Source organism: Parafrankia colletiae (assembly GCF_001854655.1).
Classification (GTDB): Bacteria; Actinomycetota; Actinomycetes; order Frankiales; family Frankiaceae; genus Parafrankia; species Parafrankia colletiae.
Genome location: NZ_MBLM01000119.1, coordinates 24,499 through 44,862, shown reverse-complemented (window position 1 = coordinate 44,862; position 20,364 = coordinate 24,499). Strand labels below are relative to the sequence as shown.

Here is a 20,364-nt window from a genome sequence, read left to right as displayed (position 1 = left end):
ACGGCCGCGGGTTCCGCCGGCGGCCCCCGGTGCCGAGGGGCGCTCCGACGCCCGATGACCGAGTCGATGCCGCCCGCGGGACTGCGGCGGGAGAGATCCGGTGGCAGGGCCGGTATTCATTGGTTGTCCCCCGGAGTCACGCACGCGCGTACCCTCCCCATCACAGGACGTGACATGCGCCCGGCTGCCAACTCACCCGCGCCGGGTCTGCGCGGTGAGCGCGCGCGGCACGTGACGAGGGTCCGGGAAATGTCGGTCACCGGTCGGTCAGTGTCTGTCCCGCAGCAGCGGCCTCGGTGGCGAGGTCGGCGTCCACCATCATCTCCACYAGCTCCCGAAAACCCACACGCGGCTTCCAGTCGAGCACCTCCCGGGCCTTCGACGCATCACCTACCAGTACATCGACCTCTGCCGGCCGGAAGAACCGAGGATCGGTTCGCACATAACCCGACCAGTCCTCGATCCCGACCCGTGCGAACGCCACATCCAACAGCTCGCGAATACTGTGCGTCTCCCCCGTCGCCACCACGAAGTCATCGGGCGAATCCTGCTGCAGCATCCGCCACATCGCATCCACATAATCCCCCGCAAAGCCCCAGTCCCGCCGCGACTCAAGATTCCCCAGCGACACCGACTCCTGCAACCCCAACGAGATCCGCGCCACCGCCCGCGAGATCTTCCGCGTCACGAACTCGATCCCCCGCCGCGGCGACTCGTGATTGAASAGCATCCCCGAACACGCGAACAACCCGTACGACTCACGGTAGTTCACCGTCAGATAATGCCCGAACGTCTTCGCCACCCCGTACGGCGACCGCGGATGAAACGGCGTCGTCTCCCGCTGCGGCGTCTCCCGCACCTTCCCGAACATCTCCGACGACGACGCCTGGTAGAACCGCACCCGCGACAGATCGTTACCACCCGCGATCCGCAGCGCCTCCAACACCCGCAACACACCCATACCCGTCGTCTCGCCGGTCAGCTCCGCCTGCTTCCACGACAGCCCCACAAACGAGATCGCGCCCAGGTTGTACACCTCGTCCGGCTGCGAGATCTCCACCGCCCCGATCAACGACGGAAGATCCGTCAGATCACCCTCCAACAGCACCACCCCCGGCACCAGCCGCTCCACCCGCTCCACCTTCGGGTTCGACTGCCCACGCACCAGCCCGAACACCTCGTAACCCCGCCCCACCAGCAGCTCGCCCAGATAAAGGCCATCCTGGCCGGTGATTCCCGTAATCAGCGCACGAGGCACGATCATCCTCCTGTGGACCGTGGAGTACTGCTGCGGAAGGTTAGCGCCAGGTGAAACGAGCAGGTCAACCGGGGTCTGGGCCCGCGGGGGCCGCCGGGCCGGCGCTGGCGGCCGGCCCGGGCTGCTGCCCCGCGCCCGCCGCGCCACCCGCGGCCGGGCGCAGCAGCTGAAGTAGCTGCGGCACTACGAATTTTCCGGCCCGCGCGCCGCCGCCGTTGCTGATGTGCACGCCGTCGTCGTCGCGGATCTGAACACCGTCGATCTCGCCGCGGTACTCGTTGCCCGGGCTGAGGACCGCCGCCAGATCGATGACAGTGGTCACCCCGGGATGCCGGGTGGCGGCCTGACGGAGCAGAGCATTGAACTTGATCACGCGGTCAGTCCGAGTTTCCGGAAAAATGCTACCGGATGAGCTTTCGCCCGTTTCGAACATCGGTGTGGTCAGCAGTACGACCTTGGCCCCGCGCGCGGACATCGTGGTGATCGCCAGGTCGAGCTCCCGCCCCAGGTAGGCGTCGAACTTCGGATCGCCGATCTGGGTTCGCCGACCGTTCAGGATCTGGTCGGTGACCTCCCAGCGCCCGACCAGCAGCAGCGCGAGGTCAGGACGGATCTCGTCCACCTTCTGCTGGATCCTAGTGGGCCAGTTGACGCAGGTGTGCGGGGGCGGGAACGGCTCGCCGCCGAGGAAGCGCGTCTCGGCCCGAGACACCCCGCAGCCGAGCTCGGCTGCGTCATGGACCTCCAGCCCCGCGCCCGCCGCGGTGACCGAGAACTCGCTGAACCCCAGCGTGAGCGCCAGCGAGTCCCCGGCCAGGATCGCCCGCAGGGGGCGGCCGCCGCCCACTGCCTGGGCGTTCACCGTGGGCGGGGCGGCGTTCGCGGCCTGCGCCGCCAGCCGCTCCAGATCGTCGGCGCCACGCCCGGCGGACGGGTCCGGGACAGTCGCGACCAGGACCACGGCGACGACCGCGCCGATCGTGGCCGGGACGGTCACCCGTGGTACCGGGAAGCGGAACTTCCGGCGCCGGATCGGGTTCTCGACCAGATGGAACGAGACGAGGGTGACCGCGGCCGTCACAGCGACCCGCGCGGCGAGCAGCGCCACGCCACTCAGGCCCGTCCGGCCCGCTGTGACGGTCAGAAAGACCGGCCAGTGCCACAGGTACAGGCCGTAGGAGACCCGCCCGATGGCGGGCAGCGGCGGGCAGGAGAGCACCCGGGCAGCCGGCCCTCTCGGCACCTCCACGATCGAGGCGACCAGGAGCATCACGACGACGGCGACTCCGAGGAACCCACCCGAGTACAGGACGCGGCTCTCGCCGTCCACAGTCGCCCAGATGCCCAGCATCGTCGCCCCGGCGAGGGCGCCGACGACCGCGAGGCCCTTCTTCGTCCGGTCGGTGAGCGGGGTCCGGCGCTGGATCCGCCAGACGGCGAGCGCCGCACCGACGAGCAGCGCCTGGGCCCGGCTGTCGGTGCCGTAGTAGATCCGGGACGGGTCGGTGTCGAGGACCACCAGCAGCAGCCCGAGCAGGGCCGACGCCTCCGCCCCGAGCACGGCGACGGTCAGGATGAGCGTCTGCGCCTTCCGGCGCTGGGTGCGCCAGCGGGCCGCCGTCCGGCCGCTGTGCCACATGAGCAGGTACACGCACAGCGGCCACAGCACGTAGAACTGCTCCTCCACCGCCAGCGACCAGGTGTGCAGCAGCGGGGACGGCGTGGAGAAGTGGTCGAAGTAGCTCTGGTCCGACAGTGCGAACCGCCAGTTGGCGACATAGCCGAGGGTCGCCAGCGCGTCCGTGCGCAGCGTCGTGACCTCGCTGGGCGCGGCCACCCACTGGGCGTACGCGGCCACTCCGACCATCATCGCGAGCAGCGCCGGCATCAGCCGGCGGGTGCGGCGGATCCAGAACGATCGGAGGTCGATGCGCCGGGTGGTGCGGTACTCGGCGATGAGGAGTCCGGTGATCAGGAAGCCGGAAAGCACGAAGAACGCGTCGACGCCGAGCAGACCGCCGGGCATCCAGCTCAGACCCGCGTGGTACGCCATGACCCCGAGCACGGCCAGCGCCCGCAGTCCGTCCAGCGCGGGGGAGTGGCCGAGCGGGGCCAGCACCGGGGCCGTCAGCGGCCCGGTCTCCAACGGCCCCGTCTCCGGCTCGCTCGGCGCGCGCCGAGCGGCCGGCACCGCCTCCACCGCCGCCGGGACGCTGCGGCGCGTTCCCGCACGGTCCGCCACGCCGGCCCGGCCGTGACCGCCTGGCGGGCCGGGGCGCGGGGCGCCTGGCCGCGGCGACCGGGTGGGGCTGGTCGGCGCGGGGACGCGGACCCCCGGGCGCCCGCCCCCGGTGCCGCGAGGCTTCTCCCTGGCCCGGTCGGCCCTCATCGGGCGGCGCTCGATCCGTTCCGTCTCATCGCCCTGGTACCCGCGCGGCTGACGCAGCCGGCCCTCCGGATCGAGGTAGGCGTCGTCCTGGTAGGCGGCATCGAGGTGGGAACGGTCCAGGAACAGGCCCGAGAGGTGGTCCTGGGACTCGTCGCCGTCCGCGCCCGGGCCGAGGGCCTGGCTCTGGTCGCCGGCCCGGCCCGGCCCGGTCCGTGCGGGATCGCGCTCCCGCCGGCGCAGGCCGGGTTCGGGGCGGGCCAGCGGGTAGGTGTCGAACTCTCGGCGGCTCAGCCCAGTCCCCTTCCCGATGTCGTCGTGGACGCCTGACTTCACCTCACAGGCGGCGCTGGCCGATGGCCTGAATGTCGTCATCCTGATTCGACAACATGTATACAAGTATGTCCGGGTCCCTGCCGTCCCGCCGTCGAGGCTACGACGGAACGACGGGGCCGTGACACCCGTGGGGTGTCACGCTACGGCCCCACCGGTCATCCCGCGGCGGGGCCGAAGACCGTCCTGGCTGGTCGGCGCGGGCCGCTCCCCAGGGACTGCCGGCAACTCCCCGGCGGGACTGCCGTCAGGCACCCGGAAGCTCCCGGATGCCCGCCAGCTCATGGGATCACAGACCTTTCGRCTCCTGGGGACGGGGGTCGCCCGGCCGGCACCTGCGCCCGGTTCCGCCCGGGGTCGCGCCGCCCGCGCAACGCCGGCTGCGCCGGTTGTTCGCGCCGGCGGTCCGGACAGCCGGGCCGGCGCGGGGAATGTCGTCGCAGTACCACTTCCGATGTATTGGCACGGGAACGTCCGTGCTGACCCTGCCTGCCGCTGGGGCCCTRCTGACCAGAACGTTCTGGCCGTTGATCGCACACACTCCGGATGGTCCCTGCGGCAGCCACGGGGGACCGGCGCCGACCAGTGAGGCGGCATATATCACTCTCTGTGCTGGATGAATCGAGTCCGGATGCGTCCTCAGATGTCACCGGCCCGGCCCTCGCCACCGCGGCAGGCCGGGAAGTGCCAGCCGTGGTGAGGGTCTCAAAGCCCCGAGGAAGGGCAGCCGGCCTGCGGGTTTGTGTTGGGAGTGGCGTCCGGCCACGTCGCCGGGCGGCTCGCCGTCGGGGTCGCGAGCCTCCAGATGGCGGGTGGAGAGCTGTACCTTGCGAGCGTGCCTGACATCACCGACAGTGGCGGTCGCGGTAGGTGACCGCTGGCTTCCCTCCCCGGAGCGGGTCAGTGTCCACCCGCCTGCCCGACGGGCCGGCCGACGCCGCACGCCGCGGGGGCACCGCCGCGGAACCCACCGAGCGCTCCGCCGGGTCGGCGGCGACCGTCGTCTTCCCCGGGTTCGACGGGCTGCGCGCGATCGCGGCGCTGCTCGTGATGGTGGTCCACGTCGCCTTCTACAGCGGTCTGACGTTCACCAGCCCCGTCGGGGTCTACACCGCCCGCGGTGAGATCGGTGTCGAGGTCTTCTTCCTGATCTCAGGCTTCCTGCTGTACCGGCCGTTCGCCGCGGCACACCTGGGCGGGCACGCGGCGCCGGACGCCCCCGGCTTCTTCGTCCGCCGCCTGCTCCGGATCATCCCGCTGTACTGGCTGGCACTCGTGGTCGCCCTCAACGTCCTGCCGGACGACAGGCTGGGCGTGCAGGGCCTCCCCGGCCTGCTGCAGACAGCCTTCTTCCTGCAGGGTTACCGCAGGGAGACGGCCATCCAGGGCCTGACCCAGGCCTGGACCCTCAACATCGAGTTCGCCTTCTACCTGTCGATCCCCGTCTACGCCTGGCTGCTGGTTCGCCGCCGGCGCGCCCCCCGCGACCAGCTGCGGGTGGAACTCGTGGCCCTTGGTGTGATCTTCGTGGTCAGCCGGGTCCTGCACTACAGGCTGATCGGCTCGGATGTCTGGTGGGCCGACGGCTGGACGGTCTGGCTGCCGGTCTGGTGGGACCTGTTCGCGATGGGCATGCTGCTGGCGGTCCTGTCGTGCTGGTACGCCCAGAACGGGCGCACTCCGGCGTGGGCGCGGTGGCGATGGTTCGGCGGAGCCTGCTGGCTGGCCGCCGCCTTCTTCTTCTGGGTGGCGAGCACCCGCATCGACCTCCCGCGCGACCCGATGTTCGTGCCTGACCGCTCCCAGGACATGGGGCGCCACCTCTTCTACGGCCTGTTCGGGTTCTTCCTTGTCCTGCCGGCGGTCTTCGGCCCGCCCCGCCAGGGGCTCGTGCGGCGGTTCCTGTCCTGCCGGCCGATGGCCTATCTCGGACTGATCTCGTACGGCATCTACCTGTGGCACACGACGGTGATCGAGCTGGTCATGGAGCACACCGGCCCGCAGGACGGCGCGCTCGCCTTTGTGCCGTTCCTCCTGGTCGTGATCGCCATCACCTGTGCCGTCTCGACCCTGACCTACTTCCTGGTCGAACGGCCCTGCACGGTGCTGGCCCGGGAGTGGGCGCGGGCTCTCCGGGCCCGCCGGGCCAGTCGGAGCGGGTCGCCCGGCGCCGGCGGGGGCAGCGGGGGCGGCGGGCCCGGTGGCGCGGCAGCCGGGTCGGGGCGGTCCGCCACCGACGGGAGGTGGAGCCGGGAGGTCTCCAGCACCGGCCACGGCACCCTGGCCGTGGCGGCGCGTCGTGGTCACCCCCGCCTCACCGCGACAGGCCCGCGCGACGGGGCGATCGACTGCTCCGACCGGGATCCGGCGCGGACCTTCCCGCTGCGCACGGGCGGCCGAGCGGCCACCTACGGGCGACGCACCCACGGCACGGACCGATGGTCCGTCCGCGGTCGGACGGGTGGTGTGCCCGCGACCCGGGTGCCACCCGACCCCGCGCCGAGCGCGCCGGCGCCGCGGGCGCCGTCCGACGGCGAGGGGCAGCCCGGGCGGTGGGTTCGGCGGTTCGGTGAGGGTTCAGCCAGCGCCGCGCCGGGGCGCCGACTGGGCCACATTCGCTCGCGTCTCCGGGACGAGACCCGGTGACTTTTCGTACTATGAGAGCGCCAAAGGGTGAGTCCGGCGGCGGACTGGCTCCGAGTCTGTGCGCTCTCCCGTTGACCACCCGGGACACCGCTCCCTAGACTTGGGAGTTGCACGAGGGTTCGTGGGTCTCAGACCGAGCGGATCCACTCGAGCAGTCGTTATCGGTTCTGACAGTGTCGTTCTCAGCGCGGTGCCTGTCCCTCCGTCCCGGCGGTTCGACCCGGCCCTCGCGCGACGAGACGATTCCCAGTCGGAGCCGACCCCTTGACGAGCACCACCGACGTACGACCCGTGGAGACCGTGACCACCTCGCACAGCCCGACCACACCACAGGTTGCGGTCAACGACATCGGCTCGGCCGAGGACTTCCTCGCCGCGGTCGACAAGACGATCAAGTTCTTCAACGACGGCGACATCGTCGACGGCATCATCGTCAAGGTGGACCGCGACGAGGTGCTCCTCGACATCGGTTACAAGACCGAGGGTGTCATCCCGTCACGGGAACTCTCGATCAAGCATGATGTCGATCCGCACGAGGTCGTCACGGTCGGCGACCACGTCGAGGCCCTTGTCCTCCAGAAGGAGGACAAGGAAGGCCGTCTGATCCTGTCCAAGAAGCGTGCGCAGTACGAGCGCGCCTGGGGCACGATCGAGAAGCTCAAGGAGGAGGACGGCGTCGTCACCGGCACCGTCATCGAAGTCGTCAAGGGTGGTCTCATCCTCGACATCGGCCTCCGTGGCTTCCTCCCCGCCTCGCTCGTGGAGATGCGCCGCGTCCGCGACCTGCAGCCCTACGTGGGCCGCGAGCTCGAAGCCAAGATCATCGAACTGGACAAGAACCGCAACAACGTGGTTCTGTCCCGCCGCGCCTGGCTGGAGCAGACCCAGAGCGAGGTGCGCTCCGAGTTCCTCGCGCAGCTCGCCAAGGGTCAGATCCGCAAGGGTGTGGTCAGCTCGATCGTCAACTTCGGTGCCTTCGTGGACCTGGGTGGCGTCGACGGTCTGGTGCACGTCTCCGAGCTGTCCTGGAAGCACATCGACCACCCGTCCGAGGTGGTCGAGGTCGGCCAGGAGGTCACGGTCGAGGTCCTCGACGTCGACCTGGACCGCGAGCGGGTCTCCCTGTCGCTGAAGGCGACGCAGGAGGACCCGTGGCGCCAGTTCGCGCGGACCCATGCCATCGGCCAGGTCGTTCCCGGCCGGGTCACCAAGCTCGTTCCGTTCGGTGCGTTCGTCCGGGTGGACGAGGGCATCGAGGGCCTGGTGCACATCTCGGAGCTGGCCGAGCGCCACGTCGAGATCCCCGAGCAGGTCGTGAACGTGGGCGACGAGATCCTGGTCAAGGTCATCGACATCGACCTCGACCGCCGGCGGATCAGCCTGTCGCTCAAGCAGGCCAACGAGGCCTCCGGGCTGGCTGGTGAGGGCGAGTCGTTCGACCCGAGYCAGTACGGCATGGAAGCCAAGTACGACGAGCAGGGCAACTACGTCTACCCCGAGGGCTTCGACCCCGAGACCGGCGAGTGGCTGCCGGGCTTCGAGGAGCAGCAGGCCGAGTGGGAGCGGCAGTACGCCGAGGCTCAGACCCGGTTCGAGGCCCACCAGGCCCAGATCCGGGCCGCGCAGGAGGCGGACGCGGCTGCGGCGGCGCCGTCCTCCTACACCTCGCAGTCCGAGCAGCCGGCTTCGGCTATCGACGAGGAGGCGCTGCGGCGTCTGCGGGAGCAGTTCGGCCGCGAGTAGCCGAACAGCCGCACCGGCCCCGGCAGGTACCTCTGCCGGGGCGTCCGGTCGGTGAGACAGAACCGTCCTTCAGGGCCTGTGGGATCACTCCACGGGCCCTGAGGCGTTTCCCGGCCCGGGTTGGGCGGACGGGCGTCGCGTCAACGCCTCGAGGGCGGAGGCCGCCTGCGCGAGCACCTTGTCCGGCGGTTGCGTGCCGTCCAGTTCCACGACGTTGTCCGCCCGGGCCATCACCTGCTCGTAGCTGTCGGTCTGCTCGACGAGCCGGGCCCGCAGCGCGGCCGGGGTCAGGACCCGGGTGCGGCGGTCGCCCCGGGCGATCATCCGCTCGTAGGCAAGTGCCGGTGGGACCCGCAGCCACAGCAGCGGGTCAGGCCGGGGAAGCAGGTCCTCCATCTGTTCCAGCCACGCGCGGTGCTGCTCTCCGTACGGCCCGCACTGCACCTCCCAGGACTGCACCCATCCCTCGAAGAGCAGGTCGGGACGCCCGCCCGGGCCGGAGCGGTAGTGCAGCTGGGCGGACAGCTCGACGAGGTGCGCGAGCCGGCGCACCGGTCCGGGGACGACAGCCTGGTAGAGGACGGTGTCGTCTGGTTCGGCGATGGCCCGGAAGATGTCCGCGGTCACGCGCGAGGGCCGGCTGCCACGCAGCGGGCGCAGYAGTGTCTCCAGACCGCGGATCAGTGTGGTCTTCCCCGCCCCGTCCACACCTTCCACCRCCACGAGAAGTGGGTCGCGCCCGGTCATGTCCGGACTGTAGATCGTTTTTGACGGTTTCGTGGCGGATGCGCCCTGTTTCTGTGCTGAAGCAAGTAACCGGTTTCGGGGCGAGGTGTCCGGTGCRTCGGCGGGCATCCCTTGCCGTACCGCCCGCAGGGCAGCAGAATCGGGTCTGCCAGGCGCCGGGGGGCAGCCGATCCGGTCGGGATGTGTGTGGCCAGCGAAGCCTTTACTGACGGAACGACACCGGTACTCCCGTATGCGCTGGTGGCGGTCGAGGGACCGGCGGGCTGCGGGAAGCGGGCCCTGGCGCGGTGGCTGGCCGCCCGCCCCGGGGCCGCGGGGCTCCGGCTCGCGCCGCGGACGTCCGCCGCACTCGAGGAGCTCGCCGGGCGCCTGGCCGGGCCCGACGGGCAGCGGGGCCGGGTGCCGGCGAACCTGCTGCACACCGCCAGCCTGGTCGAGTGCGCCGTCCAGTTCGAGTACGCGCGGGAGACCTTCGCCGGAGCCGATCTGGTCGTCGCGGACCGCTGGCTGCAGACCTGGGAGGTCTACTGCGGAGACATCGGCGAGTATGCCGAGTGGTACCTGCAGATAGCCGCGCAGGTGCCGCCTCCTGACGTCCTGCTCTACCTGCGGGTGTCGCCGCGGGTCGCCGCCGCGCGGCTGGCCCGCGTGCTGTGCCGCGACGAGGCGGCACTGCTGCGTCACACCACCGCGCTGTGCGCCCGGTACGACGAGGTGATGTCAGGTGTCGACTGCGTGGTCGTCGACGCCGATCCGCCCGCGCCGGCGGTGCTGGCGCACGTCGCGGGCGTCCTGCGCGAGGCGGGCCTGGCCGCTCCGGTCACAGCGGAGTGAAGCGCACCGGCAGGGCGGCGAGGCTGCGGACCCAGACCGACGGGCGCCACTGCAGTGCCGCGGGCTCCACGGCGAGTTCCAGGCCTGGCAGGCGGTCGAGAAGCACCTCGACGGCGGTCGTCGCGATGGTCTCGGCGGCCATCTGCGCGGGGAACGGGCACCGGTGCTCGCCGTGCCCGAACGCCAGGTGCGCGTTGTTGCCCGCGGCCCGCCCGGACGGCTGCGGTCGTGCCCGCGGGTCCGCGTTGGCCGCGGAGAGCCCGAAGAGCAGCAGGTCCCCGGCCCGGATCCACCGGCCGCCGAGCCGGACGTCCCGGCGGGCCCAGCGGGCGACGAGGTTCTGGATCGGCGGGTCGGCCCACAGCACCTCGGCCATCGCGCTGCCGATGCTGAGCCGGCCCCCGGAGAGATCCACCGCGAACCGGTCGTCGGTCAGCATGAGCCGCAGGGTGTTGCCGATCCAGTCGGCGGTCGGGGCATGGCCCGCGATCAGGGTCGCCATGACGTCCTCGACGATCTCGTCGTCGCCGAGGTCGGCCGGATGGCTGATCAGTGCCGACACGGCGTCGTCGGTGGGCTGCGAGCGGCGGCGGCGGACGACCCGCATCAGCATCGCGTGTACGTGCCGGCGGGCGTCCCGCGAACCCGTGCCGCCGCTGACGAGCAGCGTGAGGTCCCGGGCCAGCCCGGTCAGGTCGCTGTCCGGCAGGCCCCAGATGCCGGCGGTGACCATCGCCGGCAGTGGGCCGGCGTACTGGGTGATCAGTTCGGCCCGGCCGGTGCCGGCGACCGCGTCGATGAGGGTGTCGGCGCCGCGGGTCGCCCGCGCCCGCAGCTCGTGCGGCTCGAACATGCCGAGCACGTCGCCGATCGCCTCCAGCCGGCGGGTGTGCGCCGGCCCGTCCAGGCTGCGCAGGGACGGCCGCTGGCCGACCACCGACTGCAGCGGCCAGCCCGCCGGGACGAGGTCCCAGGCGTTCCAGATCCGGCAGTCCCGCCCGAACAGCGCCGGGGTGCCGGCGACGTAGACCACCTCGCGGTAGCCGAGGACAAGCCAGGCCGGGATGTCCGCCTCCAGCAGGACCGGCGCGACCGGTCCCTGCTGGTCGCGCAGACGCCGGTAGAAGCCGGCGAGGTCGTTGCCGGGCCCGCCGCCCGGCAGTCGCACGGCCGCGCCGTGCGCCGGCCAGCGCTCACCGAAGTCAGAGCGGCCGGGTGTCTGGGCCCGCTCCCGGCCCCGGCCTTCCTCTCCGGGCGGAGCGACCGGCGGGACCGGCGGGGCCGAGGGGGGGAGAGACAGGGCCGGGCTCCTGGCCATGGAGGGGCCGGCAGCCGGCCCGGCGACCTGCCGGGATGGCGCCCCGGCGCCGGGGCGGGTCGCGGGTCGGACCGCGGAGCCCGCGGCCCCTGCAGTGCCTGCCGCGCCCGCCGCGCCTGCGGAGCCCGCGGCGTTTCCCGGCGAAGGCGTCCGGGGCGGCGCTGGTGCACGGGTCGGGGTGGGGGTGGTCGGTGCGTCGGGCGCCGCCGTGCCGCCGCCGCGGCGGGTCGCCGGCTGCGGGCAGATCGCGCCGTACTGGCGCAGCGCGCCGTACTGGCGCGCGGCGCCGAGCGCACGGGGCATGCCGCTCGCGCATGCGCCGAGCTGGCGGGGATGGGGATGGGTCATGGGCAGTCTCCGGCCTGGGTTCAGCGTGGTGCCGCAGCGGCGCGGCCGGTCGCGGTCGTCAAACGGGGCTGAACCGCACTGGCAGGGCTGTCAGGGCCCGGTTCCAGGCGGTGCGCCGCCAGACCAGCGCCTCGGCCGGGACGGCGAGCCGGATGTTGGGCAGTCTGTCGAGGAGCACTTCGATCGCGGTCCGGGTGATGACCTCGGCGATCTCCTGCGCGGGGTAGGGGCAGCGGTGGGCGCCGTGCCCGAAGGACAGGTGGGCGCTGTTGGTGCCGGCTCCGGTCACCCGCGGGTCGGAGTTCGCCGCGGCCAGGCCGAGGGCGATCATGTCGCCGGCCTGGATGTGCTGCCCGCCGAGCTGGATGTCGCGGGCGGCCCAGCGGCCCGCGGCGACCTGCACCGGGGTGTCCTCCCAGAGGACCTGGGTGAGTGCCTGCATGACGCTGCGCCGACCGCCGGACAGCTCCAGGGCGAACGATCCGTCGGTCAGCAGCAGGCGCAGCGAGGTGCCGATCCAGGCCGTCACCGTGCGCATCCCGAGGCCGAGGACGACCGCCAGATCCTCGACGATCTCATCGTCGGTCAGTTCCTCGGGGTGGTCGACCAGGGTGGAGATGATGTCGTCGGAGGGCTCGTCGAGCCGGTCGGCGAGCAGGCCGCGCAGCCGGTCGAGGAGCCGGCGGTGGCCGCGGACGGCGTCCGAGCGGTTGTCGACCAGGGCGACCAGATCCTCGGCGATCTCGTCGGCGCCGAGATCGTCCGGCCCGCACAGTGACGCCAGCGCGAGCGCGGGCACCTGATGCGCGAAGGCGGAGATCAGGTCGGCCGAGCCAGTCCCGGCGAACTCGTCGATCACACTGTCCGTGACCGCCTCCGCGCGGGCCCGGAGAAGGAAGACGTCCACGTCGCTGAGGACGTCGTTGATCGCCCGGTACCGGCGCCGGTGCTCGTCGCCGTCGGTGTGCAGCAGGGACGGGCGCCGCCCGGCCCCGGGCAGCGGCGCCCAGTCGGGCGAGACGGGCCCGCGGCGGGCCCGGTGCCGCGGGTCGCAGGTGAAGATCTCCGGGCTGCTCAGCACGAAGTGCAGCTCCCGGTAGCCCAGGACCAGCCAGGCTGGCCGGTTGCCGTCCAGCGACACCTGCACGATCGGGCTGGGCGCGCGCCGCGGGTCGCGGTTCCCGTCCCGCCGGCCGTCCCGGGGCGGGTCGCGGTGCTGCTCGCGCGACTGATCCTGGCGCGCCTGGTCGTGACGGGCCCGGTCACCGCGGGGCCGGTCCTGACGCGGCTGGTCGTGACGCGGCTGGTCGTGACGCGGCTGGTCGTGACGGGGCTGGTCCGGCCGCAGGTCGCGCTGCAGGCCCTGGTGCCCGTCGCGCTGGGTGGTGCGCGGCGCCCGGACGGGGCAGCGCCGGGCCTGGGGCACGTCCGCGAGGGTCTGGGTGGTGGCGGGCCCGCCGGTCTCCGGCCGGGCTCGGCCACCCGGGTCGAGCATCGTGCTCATGATGCCTCCTTGCGGGCGGAGGCCTGGTCGTAGAGGTGCCGCACCAGGGTGATCAGCACGTCCTTGCTGGACGAGCGGTGCCGCGCGTCGCAGTCGATGATGGGCACGTCGGGGGAGAGGGAGAGCGCCTCGCGCAGGTCGTCCAGCGAGTGCTCGGGCTCACCGAAGTTGTTCCGGGCCACGATGAACGGCATCCGGTGGTGTTCCAGCCGGTCGATCGCGTACCACGAGTCGGACACCCGTCTGGTGTCGACCAGGACCACCGCGCCGAGGGTGCCGGCGAACAGCCGGTCCCACAGGAACCAGAAGCGTTCCTGCCCCGGGGCGCCGAACAGATAGAGCACCATCTGCGCGTCGAGGCTGATCCGTCCGAAGTCGAACGCGACGGTGGTGGTGTTCTTCTCCTCCACGGCGCCGGTGTCGTCGATGCCGACGCCGGCTTCGGTCATGACCTCCTCGGTGCTCAGCGGGCGGATCTCACTGACGGAGCGGACCATGGTGGTCTTGCCCACGCCGAATCCACCGACGATCACGATCTTGACGCCGTCCTTGGCCGTGGTCTGCAGCGGTGGCCGGGCGACAGGCTCAGAGCTTCTGGAGTCCAACGAGCACCTGCTTCAGGAACGCGGGATCGGGAAGTTGCAAGGGGTCGGTCGGGCTGGTCGGGTGGCTCGCGAAGATCAGGCCTCGCTCCAGCAGATCGGAGAGAAGAATCTTCACGATGCTCACGGGGAGCTTGAGGTCCGCCGAGAGCTCCACCACAGCGGTCGGGGCGCGGCACACCCGCAGGATCCGGACATGCTCGGACTGCATGCCGGGGACGGGGTCCGCCCGGCTGGTGACGAGGGTGACGAGGTCGAAAGCGTTGTGGCCGACCCGGCTGCGACCGCCGGTGAGCGTGTAGAGCCGGTCCGGGTCCTCACTGTCGACGAGCCGACGGATCACGGCTGTCGCACGGGCTGGACGGGGTCGCGGGGTGCCGCGCTGAGGTACTCGCCGATCTGTTCGACCAGCTCGCTCATGTTGTGGCCGATGATGCCGGCGTCGGCGTCGTCGGTCGCGACCACGGCCAGGTGGGCGCCCTGGCCGGCGTCGACGATGAACAGCAGTCCGCCGTGGAACTCGGTCATCGACTGCCGGACGCCTCCGGTGCCGTCCCCGAACTCGATGGACGCCCCGTGCGCCAGGCTCTGGATGCCGGAGGCGATCGCGGAGAGCTGGTCGGCCTGGTCGATGCTCAGGCCCGCCGACCGGCACAGCTTGAGCCCGTCCCGGGAGAGCACCAGGGCGTGGTGGGTCCCGGGGGTACGCGCCAGGAGATTCTCCAGCAGCCAGTCAAGGTCGCTCTCAGTGGTATTCATCGGGATTGCGGGGCGCCGTGCGGTGTGCCCGCCCGGCCTGCCCCTGCCTCCAATCGGGTCGTCCAGTGCTGGTCTGGTCGTTCTGGGAAGCCCTGGTCGTTCGATCCGGCGCCGTTGCCGTTGCCGGTGCTGGTGCTGGTGCTGGTGCCGGCGCTGCTGCTGCCTGCCGGCAGCCGGGCCAGGGTCGGGCTGGCCCGGCCGTCCGGCAGGCCGGCCGGCGCCACTACCGGCCTGCCGGGACGTCGTCGCCGTCGTCGCGGCGGGGCCTCCTCGGCCGGCCCGCCCGCGCCGGCCCCGGGCGCGGGACGGCTGCCCGCCCGTCGCGTCCGGGGCCGCGGGAGGTCGGTGCGGCTGCCGGGACCGCCGCGTCCCGCGGTCCGTCCTGCGCCACGCTGCTGCCCGCGGCTGCGCTCTTTCGGGTGCCCATGGCCCGGCCGGTGCTGGTTCCCCCGGTTCCATCCGTTTCCGCGGTGCTGGTGGAGCGCATGGTGCTGCCGGAATCCGGCTCGGTGCTGCCCGCGGCCGGTTCGGCGTGGGCGGCGGAGGTGCCGTGGCCGGTGGGCTCGACGCCGTCGTCCGGCTTGGCGTGGTTCGCCTCGTCCATGATCGGTGCAGGCTCGGGCGTCGGTGTGGGCGCAGCGGCAGGGGGAGGGGCCAGGGCAAGGGCGGGGGGAGGCGCCAGGGCAAGTGCTCGAACGGTGGACGTCGCGTCTGGCGTCGCGCTGGCGCTGGCGCTGGCGCTGGCGCCGGGCTCGGGCGTGGGCGTGGGTGCGGGTGCGATGTCGTCCGGGCCGTTGCCGGCGGCTGTCGGCTCGACGGGTGCCGCCTCGATGGGCGCGGGCAGGCCGGCGGCCTCGCCGGATGATGCGGTGAACGGTGTCGTCGGTGCCGGGGTCACGGGCGATGACGCCGTCGGTACCGGGGTCAGGGGCGACGGGGCTGAGGCGGACTCCGCCGGCGCGGGAGCTGGGCGGGCGGGCGATGTCCGTGTGCTGGCGGATCCCGCCGGGCGCATTGCCCGGCGGAACGCCGCGAAGTTCGCGATGGAGCTGCGGCGGGCCCGGTGCGAGCGTGGACGGGTGGTCGTCGGCGCGGCGGCCCGGCTGGTACTGGCGGTGAGCGACTGGCCGCGGGCCCGCTTGGGCAGGGTGATCCGCGCGGTCACGGCGCCCGCGTCCACGGCACCGAGCCCGCCGACGGCGCGCAGCGTGCCGGTCATCGCGAACGTTCCCGCGGTGCCGAGATCGGCGGTGGTGGAGACGTCCCCGTCCAGAGTGCGACGGGGCGTGCCGTGGACGTCCGGCGGCAGGTTCCTGGTGGTGCCGCGGTGCTGGAACGCGCCGTGTCCGCGGGTCGGCAGGGATCCCTCGGCCGTCGCGGCGAACGGCCGGTCGGTCCGCTCGGGCTGGTCGGTCCGGTTGGGCTGGTCGGTCCGGTTGGGCTGGTCGGAACGGTCCGCCCGGTCGGAACGCCGTGGCGGGAGGCTGAGGCCACGCAGGTCGGCTCCGCCCGCCGGCCCCGTGCGCGGGACGAGAGTGCTCGCCGCCGCGGCGGCCGCGGCGGGCGCTGGGGGCAGGGCCCGCGGGGTCCTGGCGGTGACGGCGGTGCGCAGGCCGGTGGTGGCCGCGTCGGTCGTGTCCGCGAGCGCGGGCGGGGGCTCCACGGAGCGCGGGGCTGTGATGAGCTGGCGCGGGATCATCAGGATGACCCCGGTGCCGCCCCGGGACGAGGGGCGGAAGGACACGGTCAGGCCGTGCTTGCGGGCGAGGACGCCGACCACGGCCAGTCCCAGGCGTGTGCCGGAGAGAGTGGTGAGGTCGAGCGCCTCCGCGGAGACCGCACGCTCGGCTCGGGCCAGTGCCGCCTGCCCCATGACCAGGCCGCCGTCCTCGATCGTGATGACGACGCCGGTCTGCACCTCCTCGACGTAGACGTGCACTTCCTCGGAGGGCGGGGAGAAGCTGGTGGCGTTGTCCATGAGCTCGGCCAGCGCATGCATGACGCCTTCGGCGGCGTAGCCGACCACAGCCACCGTGCTGGTCGAGTGCAGCCGGATCCGCTGGTAGGCGCTGATCCGTCCCATCGCCCCGCGCAGGATGCTCTCCATGACGATCGGCTTCGTCCACCGGCGGCCGGAGCGCCCGCCGGTGAGCACCGCGATGCTGTCCGCGAGCCGGCTGGCCTGGGCGGTGAGGTGATCGAGCCGCAGCAGGTCGCCGAGGACCTCCTCGCTGTGCCGCTCCTCCATCGCGCGCAGGTCGGCCAGCATGCTGGTGCTCAGCGCCTGCATGCGCCCGGCGGCGCTCGCGCAGGCCGCCATCGCGGCGGACCGCATGCGTTCGCCGCGGCTGACCTCCTCGGCCACCGTGCGCAGGATGTGCAGGTGGGCGTCGTCCGTGCCGCGCGGCGCCTCGGCGAGGGCCGTCTGGACCGTGGTGCCCTCGCGCAGACGGGTGACGACGAGGGGGAGGACTTCGCGGGAGAGGCGCTCGGTGTGTGCGGACGAGGTCCTGGCCCGTGACTCGAGGGCGACGATCCGGTTACGCAGTTCGCGGGCGAGCTGCCGGTTGCGGACGGCCATGACGGTTGCCAACCCGACGATCATGGCGGCGACGCAGGCGCAGAACAGCACCGGCCCGCGCGCCCCGGCGGGCGAGGAGGCAGCAGTGGCGAGGCCGATGAGCATCACGGCCAGGACCGCCGCGACCGGCGGCCCGATCAGCTCACGCGCGGTCGGTGGCCGCTGCACCTGATGACGAGCGATTGCGTGTTCTGACATCGATCAGGTCCTCGTCGTCGGTGGTCGGTGGCTCAGGACCGGTCCGCCGCGGTCCGGAAAAGCCACGGTGAATGCATTCGGCCGCAGCGTGTTCCCGACCCGACCGGTGGCCCCGGAGCCGCTTCCGGGGGTCGCCCCGGAATCCCGATGAAGCGTCCCCGACCGGTCACAGACGCCTTTGTTCCAACGTCTGTCGCCGGCGTGGACGAATATGTCTACCTGGCCGCTCCGCGGTGCATTCCGGTGCTGGTGAGCACCGGTTTGGAGCCCGTCTTCGGCCGTGCTGACCGCGTCGATCTTCGCCCCCTCGCCGTCGCCCCGATGCGCCGCTGCGTCTGGGTCGGTCCCGAGCCGAAACCGAACCATCAGTGCAGGTCATATGYGCGTTGCACATGCTAGGGACAGGTCGGACGGRTTGCCTGGCGGGCGCTTCGGCCCCACGGCGGGCGATAGCCGAAAGTGGTATCAGAGTGTTTCCGTTGTGTTTCTGTAGTGATGGTGGATTGTGTCTGTTTTGCTGGAATCCCGTGCGATCGCCCGGATCGAACGGGTGCGGCTGTGTGCGGAGTTGACAGTCTGGCATTCTTGTCGGCCGCTCTGGCCCGACCGTGTTACCTGGCGGCTAATCTGGCGACCTGTTTGCACCGCGACCGGCTGCGCTGCTTATGTGCTAAATTCGTTCTCAGTTTCCGCAGACCACGCCTCGAGCGGGCCTGGAGCGATGCGGGATTCGCCTGATCCAGGCACAATTCGGGCGCGGTTTCGGCGGGTGGGGTGACCGCGGGCACCTCCGGACGGGGGTACCCGGGCCGGTCCGGGGGAGCCCCGAGTGCCCGAGGTCGGAGGGTTCGGCTGCTGCGTGTCAAGCATCGTGCGTCCGCGCGGCGCGGCGTGTCGCCGGTCGGAACACCACCTGCGGTCGCCCCCCGGTTGGCTCAGGCGGGCGGCGAGGGCGTCCGCGCGCAGGCTCGTGTGCCGGCGCCCGTGTTACCTGGGTGGGCCTTTCGCGCCGATTCGGCGGCGGCGCATAGTCTGACCGGGGGGCGTCCTTCAGCGCCCGTCGCTGGCGGGAGGTTGGATGGGTCCGACGGGCGCGAGCCCGAGCGCGTTGCCGGAGCCTCTCGCGGGATCGGTGGCCGTCACCACCCCGGAGTCCGCGCTCGACAACCCGGTCTGGGCATCGCTGTCAGGCGTCCACGCACATGTCGCCATCGCGCACGGGCGGGCGGCGCGGTACCCACCCGAGATGTCGCCGTTCGCGGCGGTGAGTGACGACAAGGATCCCGACGCCTGGGGAGACCTCGCTGCGCTCGTCGGGCCCGGGGCGCTGCTCGGCTTCGCCGGCCTCAAGTCGCTGCCGCCGCCCGGGTGGGACGTGGTGACCGCGGTGCCCGCCGTCCAGCTGCTGGGCGACGATCTGGCGCCCCGGGCCGACCCGGAGGCGGTCCGGCTCGGCGTGGCGGACGTCCCGGAGATGCTCGACCTGGTCGCGCGGACCCAGCCGGGGCCGTTCGGGCAGCGCACCGTCGAGCTCGGCACCTACCTGGGCATCCGCCGTGGCGGCCGGCTTGTCGCGATGGCGGGGGAGCGCATGCGCTTCCCCGGCCGGACCGAGATCAGCGCCGTGTGCACCGATCCGGCGCACCGCGGCGAGGGGCTCGCCACCCGGCTCATCCTGGCGACCGCCCTGCGCGTGCACGCCCGCGGCGACCGGCCGTTCCTGCACGTCGTGGTGTCGAACATGGATGCGATCCGGCTGTACGAGACGCTCGGTTTCACCGCGCGGCGGGAGATGTCGTTCGTCCAGATGCGCACGCCGCTGGCCTGACGGGCTGCCCGCCAGATTTCGTCACCATGGCGGTGACAGAATCCTGGCGGTGCAGGTAGCGTCCGATGTGTCCGCGCCTGTTCGGCGCCCGCCGCCGGGCCCGCCGCCGGGTCCGCCCATCGAGAGCCAGGTCGACCATGACTGTCCATGACTTCACCGTCGAGGCGACGGACGGCGCCCCCCGCCCGCTGCGTGACTACGCCGGCAAGACGCTGCTCATCGTCAACGTCGCCAGCAAGTGCGGCCTCACCCCGCAGTACGAGGGCCTGGAGGCGCTGTACCGCGAGCTGAACGGGCGCGGCCTGGAGATCCTCGGCTTCCCGTGCAACCAGTTCGCCGGGCAGGAGCCGGGCACCAGCGCCGAGATCCAGGACTTCTGCTCGACGAACTTCGGCGTGACCTTCCCGCTGTTCGCCAAGATCGAGGTCAACGGCCCCGGCGCGGACCCGCTCTACACCTACCTGCGGGCACAGGACCCCGGCGACTTCGGGCCCGACTCCGGCTTTCTTTTCGAGCACATCCAGCGCTCGCGGCCCGAGGCGATCGGAACCGACGAGGTGAAGTGGAACTTCACCAAGTTCCTGGTGGACGGGGACGGCAAGGTCGTCCGTCGCTTCGAGCCGAACGTCACGCCCGAGGAGATCCGCGGCGAGCTCGACTCCGTTCTCGTCTGAGCCGGTTCCACGGAGCCCCGAGCGGGTTTCCAAAGAACGGATAAGGAACAGACGGGCAGGTAGGTCGCCGCCCGGCTCGGCCGGGCGGCGCACCGCCGGCGCCAGTCGGCGCGGCCGGGCTACGGGCGGGCCCGCACCTCACCGATCCGGGTGACCGTCGTCCTTCGCATGTCCACCTGCTCCCCGCAGTGCGCGCAGACGCACCGGGGGCGCAGCTCCGCGCCGCACTCGTGGGTCCAGACCGTCGGCGGCGGGCCGGTGGTCACGTACCGGTCGCCCCAGTCCATGAGGTCGAGCAGCACCGGCGTCAGCGCCCGGCCCGCCTCGGTGGCCACGTACTCGTGTCGCGGCGGATGCTCGCTGTACTGCCTCTTCTCCAGCACGCCGGCCTCGACCAGGGTGCGCAGCCGCGCTGCCAGGATGTCCCGACTCGCCCCGGTGTTCTCGACGATCTGGTCGAACCTGCGCACCCCGAGCAGGATCTCCCGCAGGGTGAGCAGGCTCCACCGCTCGCCGACGACGGCGAGCGCGTTCGCGATCGAGCACTCCCGCGCGGTTCGCCCCATCGTCGGCCTCCTCGCCCGGCCGTGGCCCGGCACCGGGGC

General features: G+C 72.2%; 15 protein-coding genes. 5 read left to right on the top strand and 10 right to left on the bottom strand.

Translation table 11 applies throughout. The annotated features are described in order from the left end of the window. Positions 1 to 256 precede the first annotated feature (256 nt). Positions 257 to 1,258, bottom strand: coding sequence for a GDP-mannose 4,6-dehydratase (gene gmd / locus CC117_RS16890; protein ID WP_071085304.1), 1,002 nt, complete (start codon positions 1,256 to 1,258; stop codon positions 257 to 259). Between the two features lie 64 nt (positions 1,259 to 1,322). Beyond that, positions 1,323 to 4,019: an acyltransferase family protein gene (locus CC117_RS16885; RefSeq protein ID WP_241830180.1), complete on the bottom strand. Its 2,697-nt coding sequence runs from the start codon at positions 4,017 to 4,019 to the stop codon at positions 1,323 to 1,325. Positions 4,020 to 4,880: 861 nt separating this feature from the next. On the opposite strand from CC117_RS16885, the gene CC117_RS16880 reads away from it, so the two are divergent. Together CC117_RS16880 and rpsA are read left to right on the top strand one after the other, a co-directional pair. After that, entirely contained in the window at positions 4,881 to 6,623 is a 1,743-nt protein-coding gene (locus CC117_RS16880) for an acyltransferase family protein (protein WP_071085257.1), read from the top strand. Positions 6,624 to 6,887: 264 nt separating this feature from the next. After that, complete coding sequence (rpsA, locus tag CC117_RS16875) at positions 6,888 to 8,366, top strand: 30S ribosomal protein S1 (protein ID WP_071085255.1); 1,479 nt, start codon at positions 6,888 to 6,890, stop codon at positions 8,364 to 8,366. 84 nt (positions 8,367 to 8,450) lie between these two features. On the opposite strand, the gene CC117_RS16870 is transcribed toward rpsA, so the two are convergent. Next, positions 8,451 to 9,074, bottom strand: a complete 624-nt coding sequence (locus CC117_RS16870) for a nucleoside/nucleotide kinase family protein (RefSeq protein ID WP_241830179.1) — start codon at positions 9,072 to 9,074, stop codon at positions 8,451 to 8,453. 219 nt (positions 9,075 to 9,293) lie between these two features. Here CC117_RS16870 and CC117_RS16865 point away from each other — a divergent pair, with 219 nt between their 5' ends. Continuing rightward, positions 9,294 to 9,947 carry a nucleoside/nucleotide kinase family protein gene (locus tag CC117_RS16865; RefSeq protein WP_116287821.1) on the top strand — a complete coding sequence of 218 codons (654 nt, stop codon included), beginning with the start codon at positions 9,294 to 9,296 and terminating at the stop codon, positions 9,945 to 9,947. Here CC117_RS16865 and CC117_RS16860 read toward each other — a convergent pair. The 6 genes from CC117_RS16860 to CC117_RS16830 form a co-directional block, all read right to left on the bottom strand. After that, positions 9,934 to 11,613: a cytochrome P450 gene (locus tag CC117_RS16860; protein ID WP_071085249.1), complete on the bottom strand. Its 1,680-nt coding sequence runs from the start codon at positions 11,611 to 11,613 to the stop codon at positions 9,934 to 9,936. The two genes, CC117_RS16865 and CC117_RS16860, sit on opposite strands and share 14 nt — an antisense overlap. 58 nt (positions 11,614 to 11,671) lie before the next feature. Continuing rightward, a complete protein-coding gene (locus tag CC117_RS16855; protein ID WP_071085247.1) occupies positions 11,672 to 13,117 on the bottom strand; it encodes a cytochrome P450 family protein in 1,446 nt (481 codons plus the stop codon). Then, positions 13,114 to 13,722: a GTP-binding protein gene (locus tag CC117_RS16850; RefSeq protein WP_018639445.1), complete on the bottom strand. Its 609-nt coding sequence runs from the start codon at positions 13,720 to 13,722 to the stop codon at positions 13,114 to 13,116. The genes CC117_RS16855 and CC117_RS16850 overlap by 4 nt, the downstream gene beginning before the upstream one ends. After that, positions 13,703 to 14,062, bottom strand: coding sequence for a DUF742 domain-containing protein (locus CC117_RS16845; RefSeq protein ID WP_018639446.1), 360 nt, complete (start codon positions 14,060 to 14,062; stop codon positions 13,703 to 13,705). Before CC117_RS16845 ends, CC117_RS16850 begins: the two co-directional genes overlap by 20 nt. Beyond that, positions 14,059 to 14,478 (bottom strand): roadblock/LC7 domain-containing protein, encoded by a 420-nt coding sequence (locus CC117_RS16840; protein ID WP_071085246.1) that lies wholly within the window; start codon positions 14,476 to 14,478, stop codon positions 14,059 to 14,061. Before CC117_RS16840 ends, CC117_RS16845 begins: the two co-directional genes overlap by 4 nt. Before the next feature lie 223 nt (positions 14,479 to 14,701). Further along, on the bottom strand, positions 14,702 to 17,257 hold the full coding sequence (locus CC117_RS16830; RefSeq protein WP_241830178.1) for an ATP-binding protein: 2,556 nt from the start codon (positions 17,255 to 17,257) through the stop codon (positions 14,702 to 14,704). Between the two features lie 1,078 nt (positions 17,258 to 18,335). Between CC117_RS16830 and CC117_RS16825 the strand changes: the two genes are divergently transcribed. Both CC117_RS16825 and CC117_RS16820 read left to right on the top strand, forming a co-directional pair. Next, on the top strand, positions 18,336 to 19,085 hold the full coding sequence (locus CC117_RS16825; protein ID WP_198541883.1) for a GNAT family N-acetyltransferase: 750 nt from the start codon (positions 18,336 to 18,338) through the stop codon (positions 19,083 to 19,085). Positions 19,086 to 19,222: 137 nt separating this feature from the next. Then, complete coding sequence (locus CC117_RS16820; protein ID WP_071085238.1) at positions 19,223 to 19,759, top strand: glutathione peroxidase; 537 nt, start codon at positions 19,223 to 19,225, stop codon at positions 19,757 to 19,759. Between the two features lie 119 nt (positions 19,760 to 19,878). Here CC117_RS16820 and CC117_RS16815 read toward each other — a convergent pair whose 3' ends face one another. Then, positions 19,879 to 20,325 carry a winged helix-turn-helix transcriptional regulator gene (locus CC117_RS16815; protein WP_071085236.1) on the bottom strand — a complete coding sequence of 149 codons (447 nt, stop codon included), beginning with the start codon at positions 20,323 to 20,325 and terminating at the stop codon, positions 19,879 to 19,881. Positions 20,326 to 20,364 lie beyond the last annotated feature (39 nt).

Coding starts and splice junctions, on each gene's coding strand:
- CC117_RS16820 (WP_071085238.1), top strand. CDS start 19,223: ATGACTGTCCATGACTTCACCGTCGAGGCGACGGACGGCGCCCCCCGC.
- CC117_RS16840 (WP_071085246.1), bottom strand. CDS start 14,478: ATGAATACCACTGAGAGCGACCTTGACTGGCTGCTGGAGAATCTCCTG.
- CC117_RS16860 (WP_071085249.1), bottom strand. CDS start 11,613: ATGACCCATCCCCATCCCCGCCAGCTCGGCGCATGCGCGAGCGGCATG.
- CC117_RS16865 (WP_116287821.1), top strand. CDS start 9,294: ATGTGTGTGGCCAGCGAAGCCTTTACTGACGGAACGACACCGGTACTC.
- CC117_RS16815 (WP_071085236.1), bottom strand. CDS start 20,325: ATGGGGCGAACCGCGCGGGAGTGCTCGATCGCGAACGCGCTCGCCGTC.
- CC117_RS16830 (WP_241830178.1), bottom strand. CDS start 17,257: ATGTCAGAACACGCAATCGCTCGTCATCAGGTGCAGCGGCCACCGACC.
- CC117_RS16855 (WP_071085247.1), bottom strand. CDS start 13,117: ATGAGCACGATGCTCGACCCGGGTGGCCGAGCCCGGCCGGAGACCGGC.
- CC117_RS16825 (WP_198541883.1), top strand. CDS start 18,336: ATGGGTCCGACGGGCGCGAGCCCGAGCGCGTTGCCGGAGCCTCTCGCG.
- CC117_RS16885 (WP_241830180.1), bottom strand. CDS start 4,019: ATGACGACATTCAGGCCATCGGCCAGCGCCGCCTGTGAGGTGAAGTCA.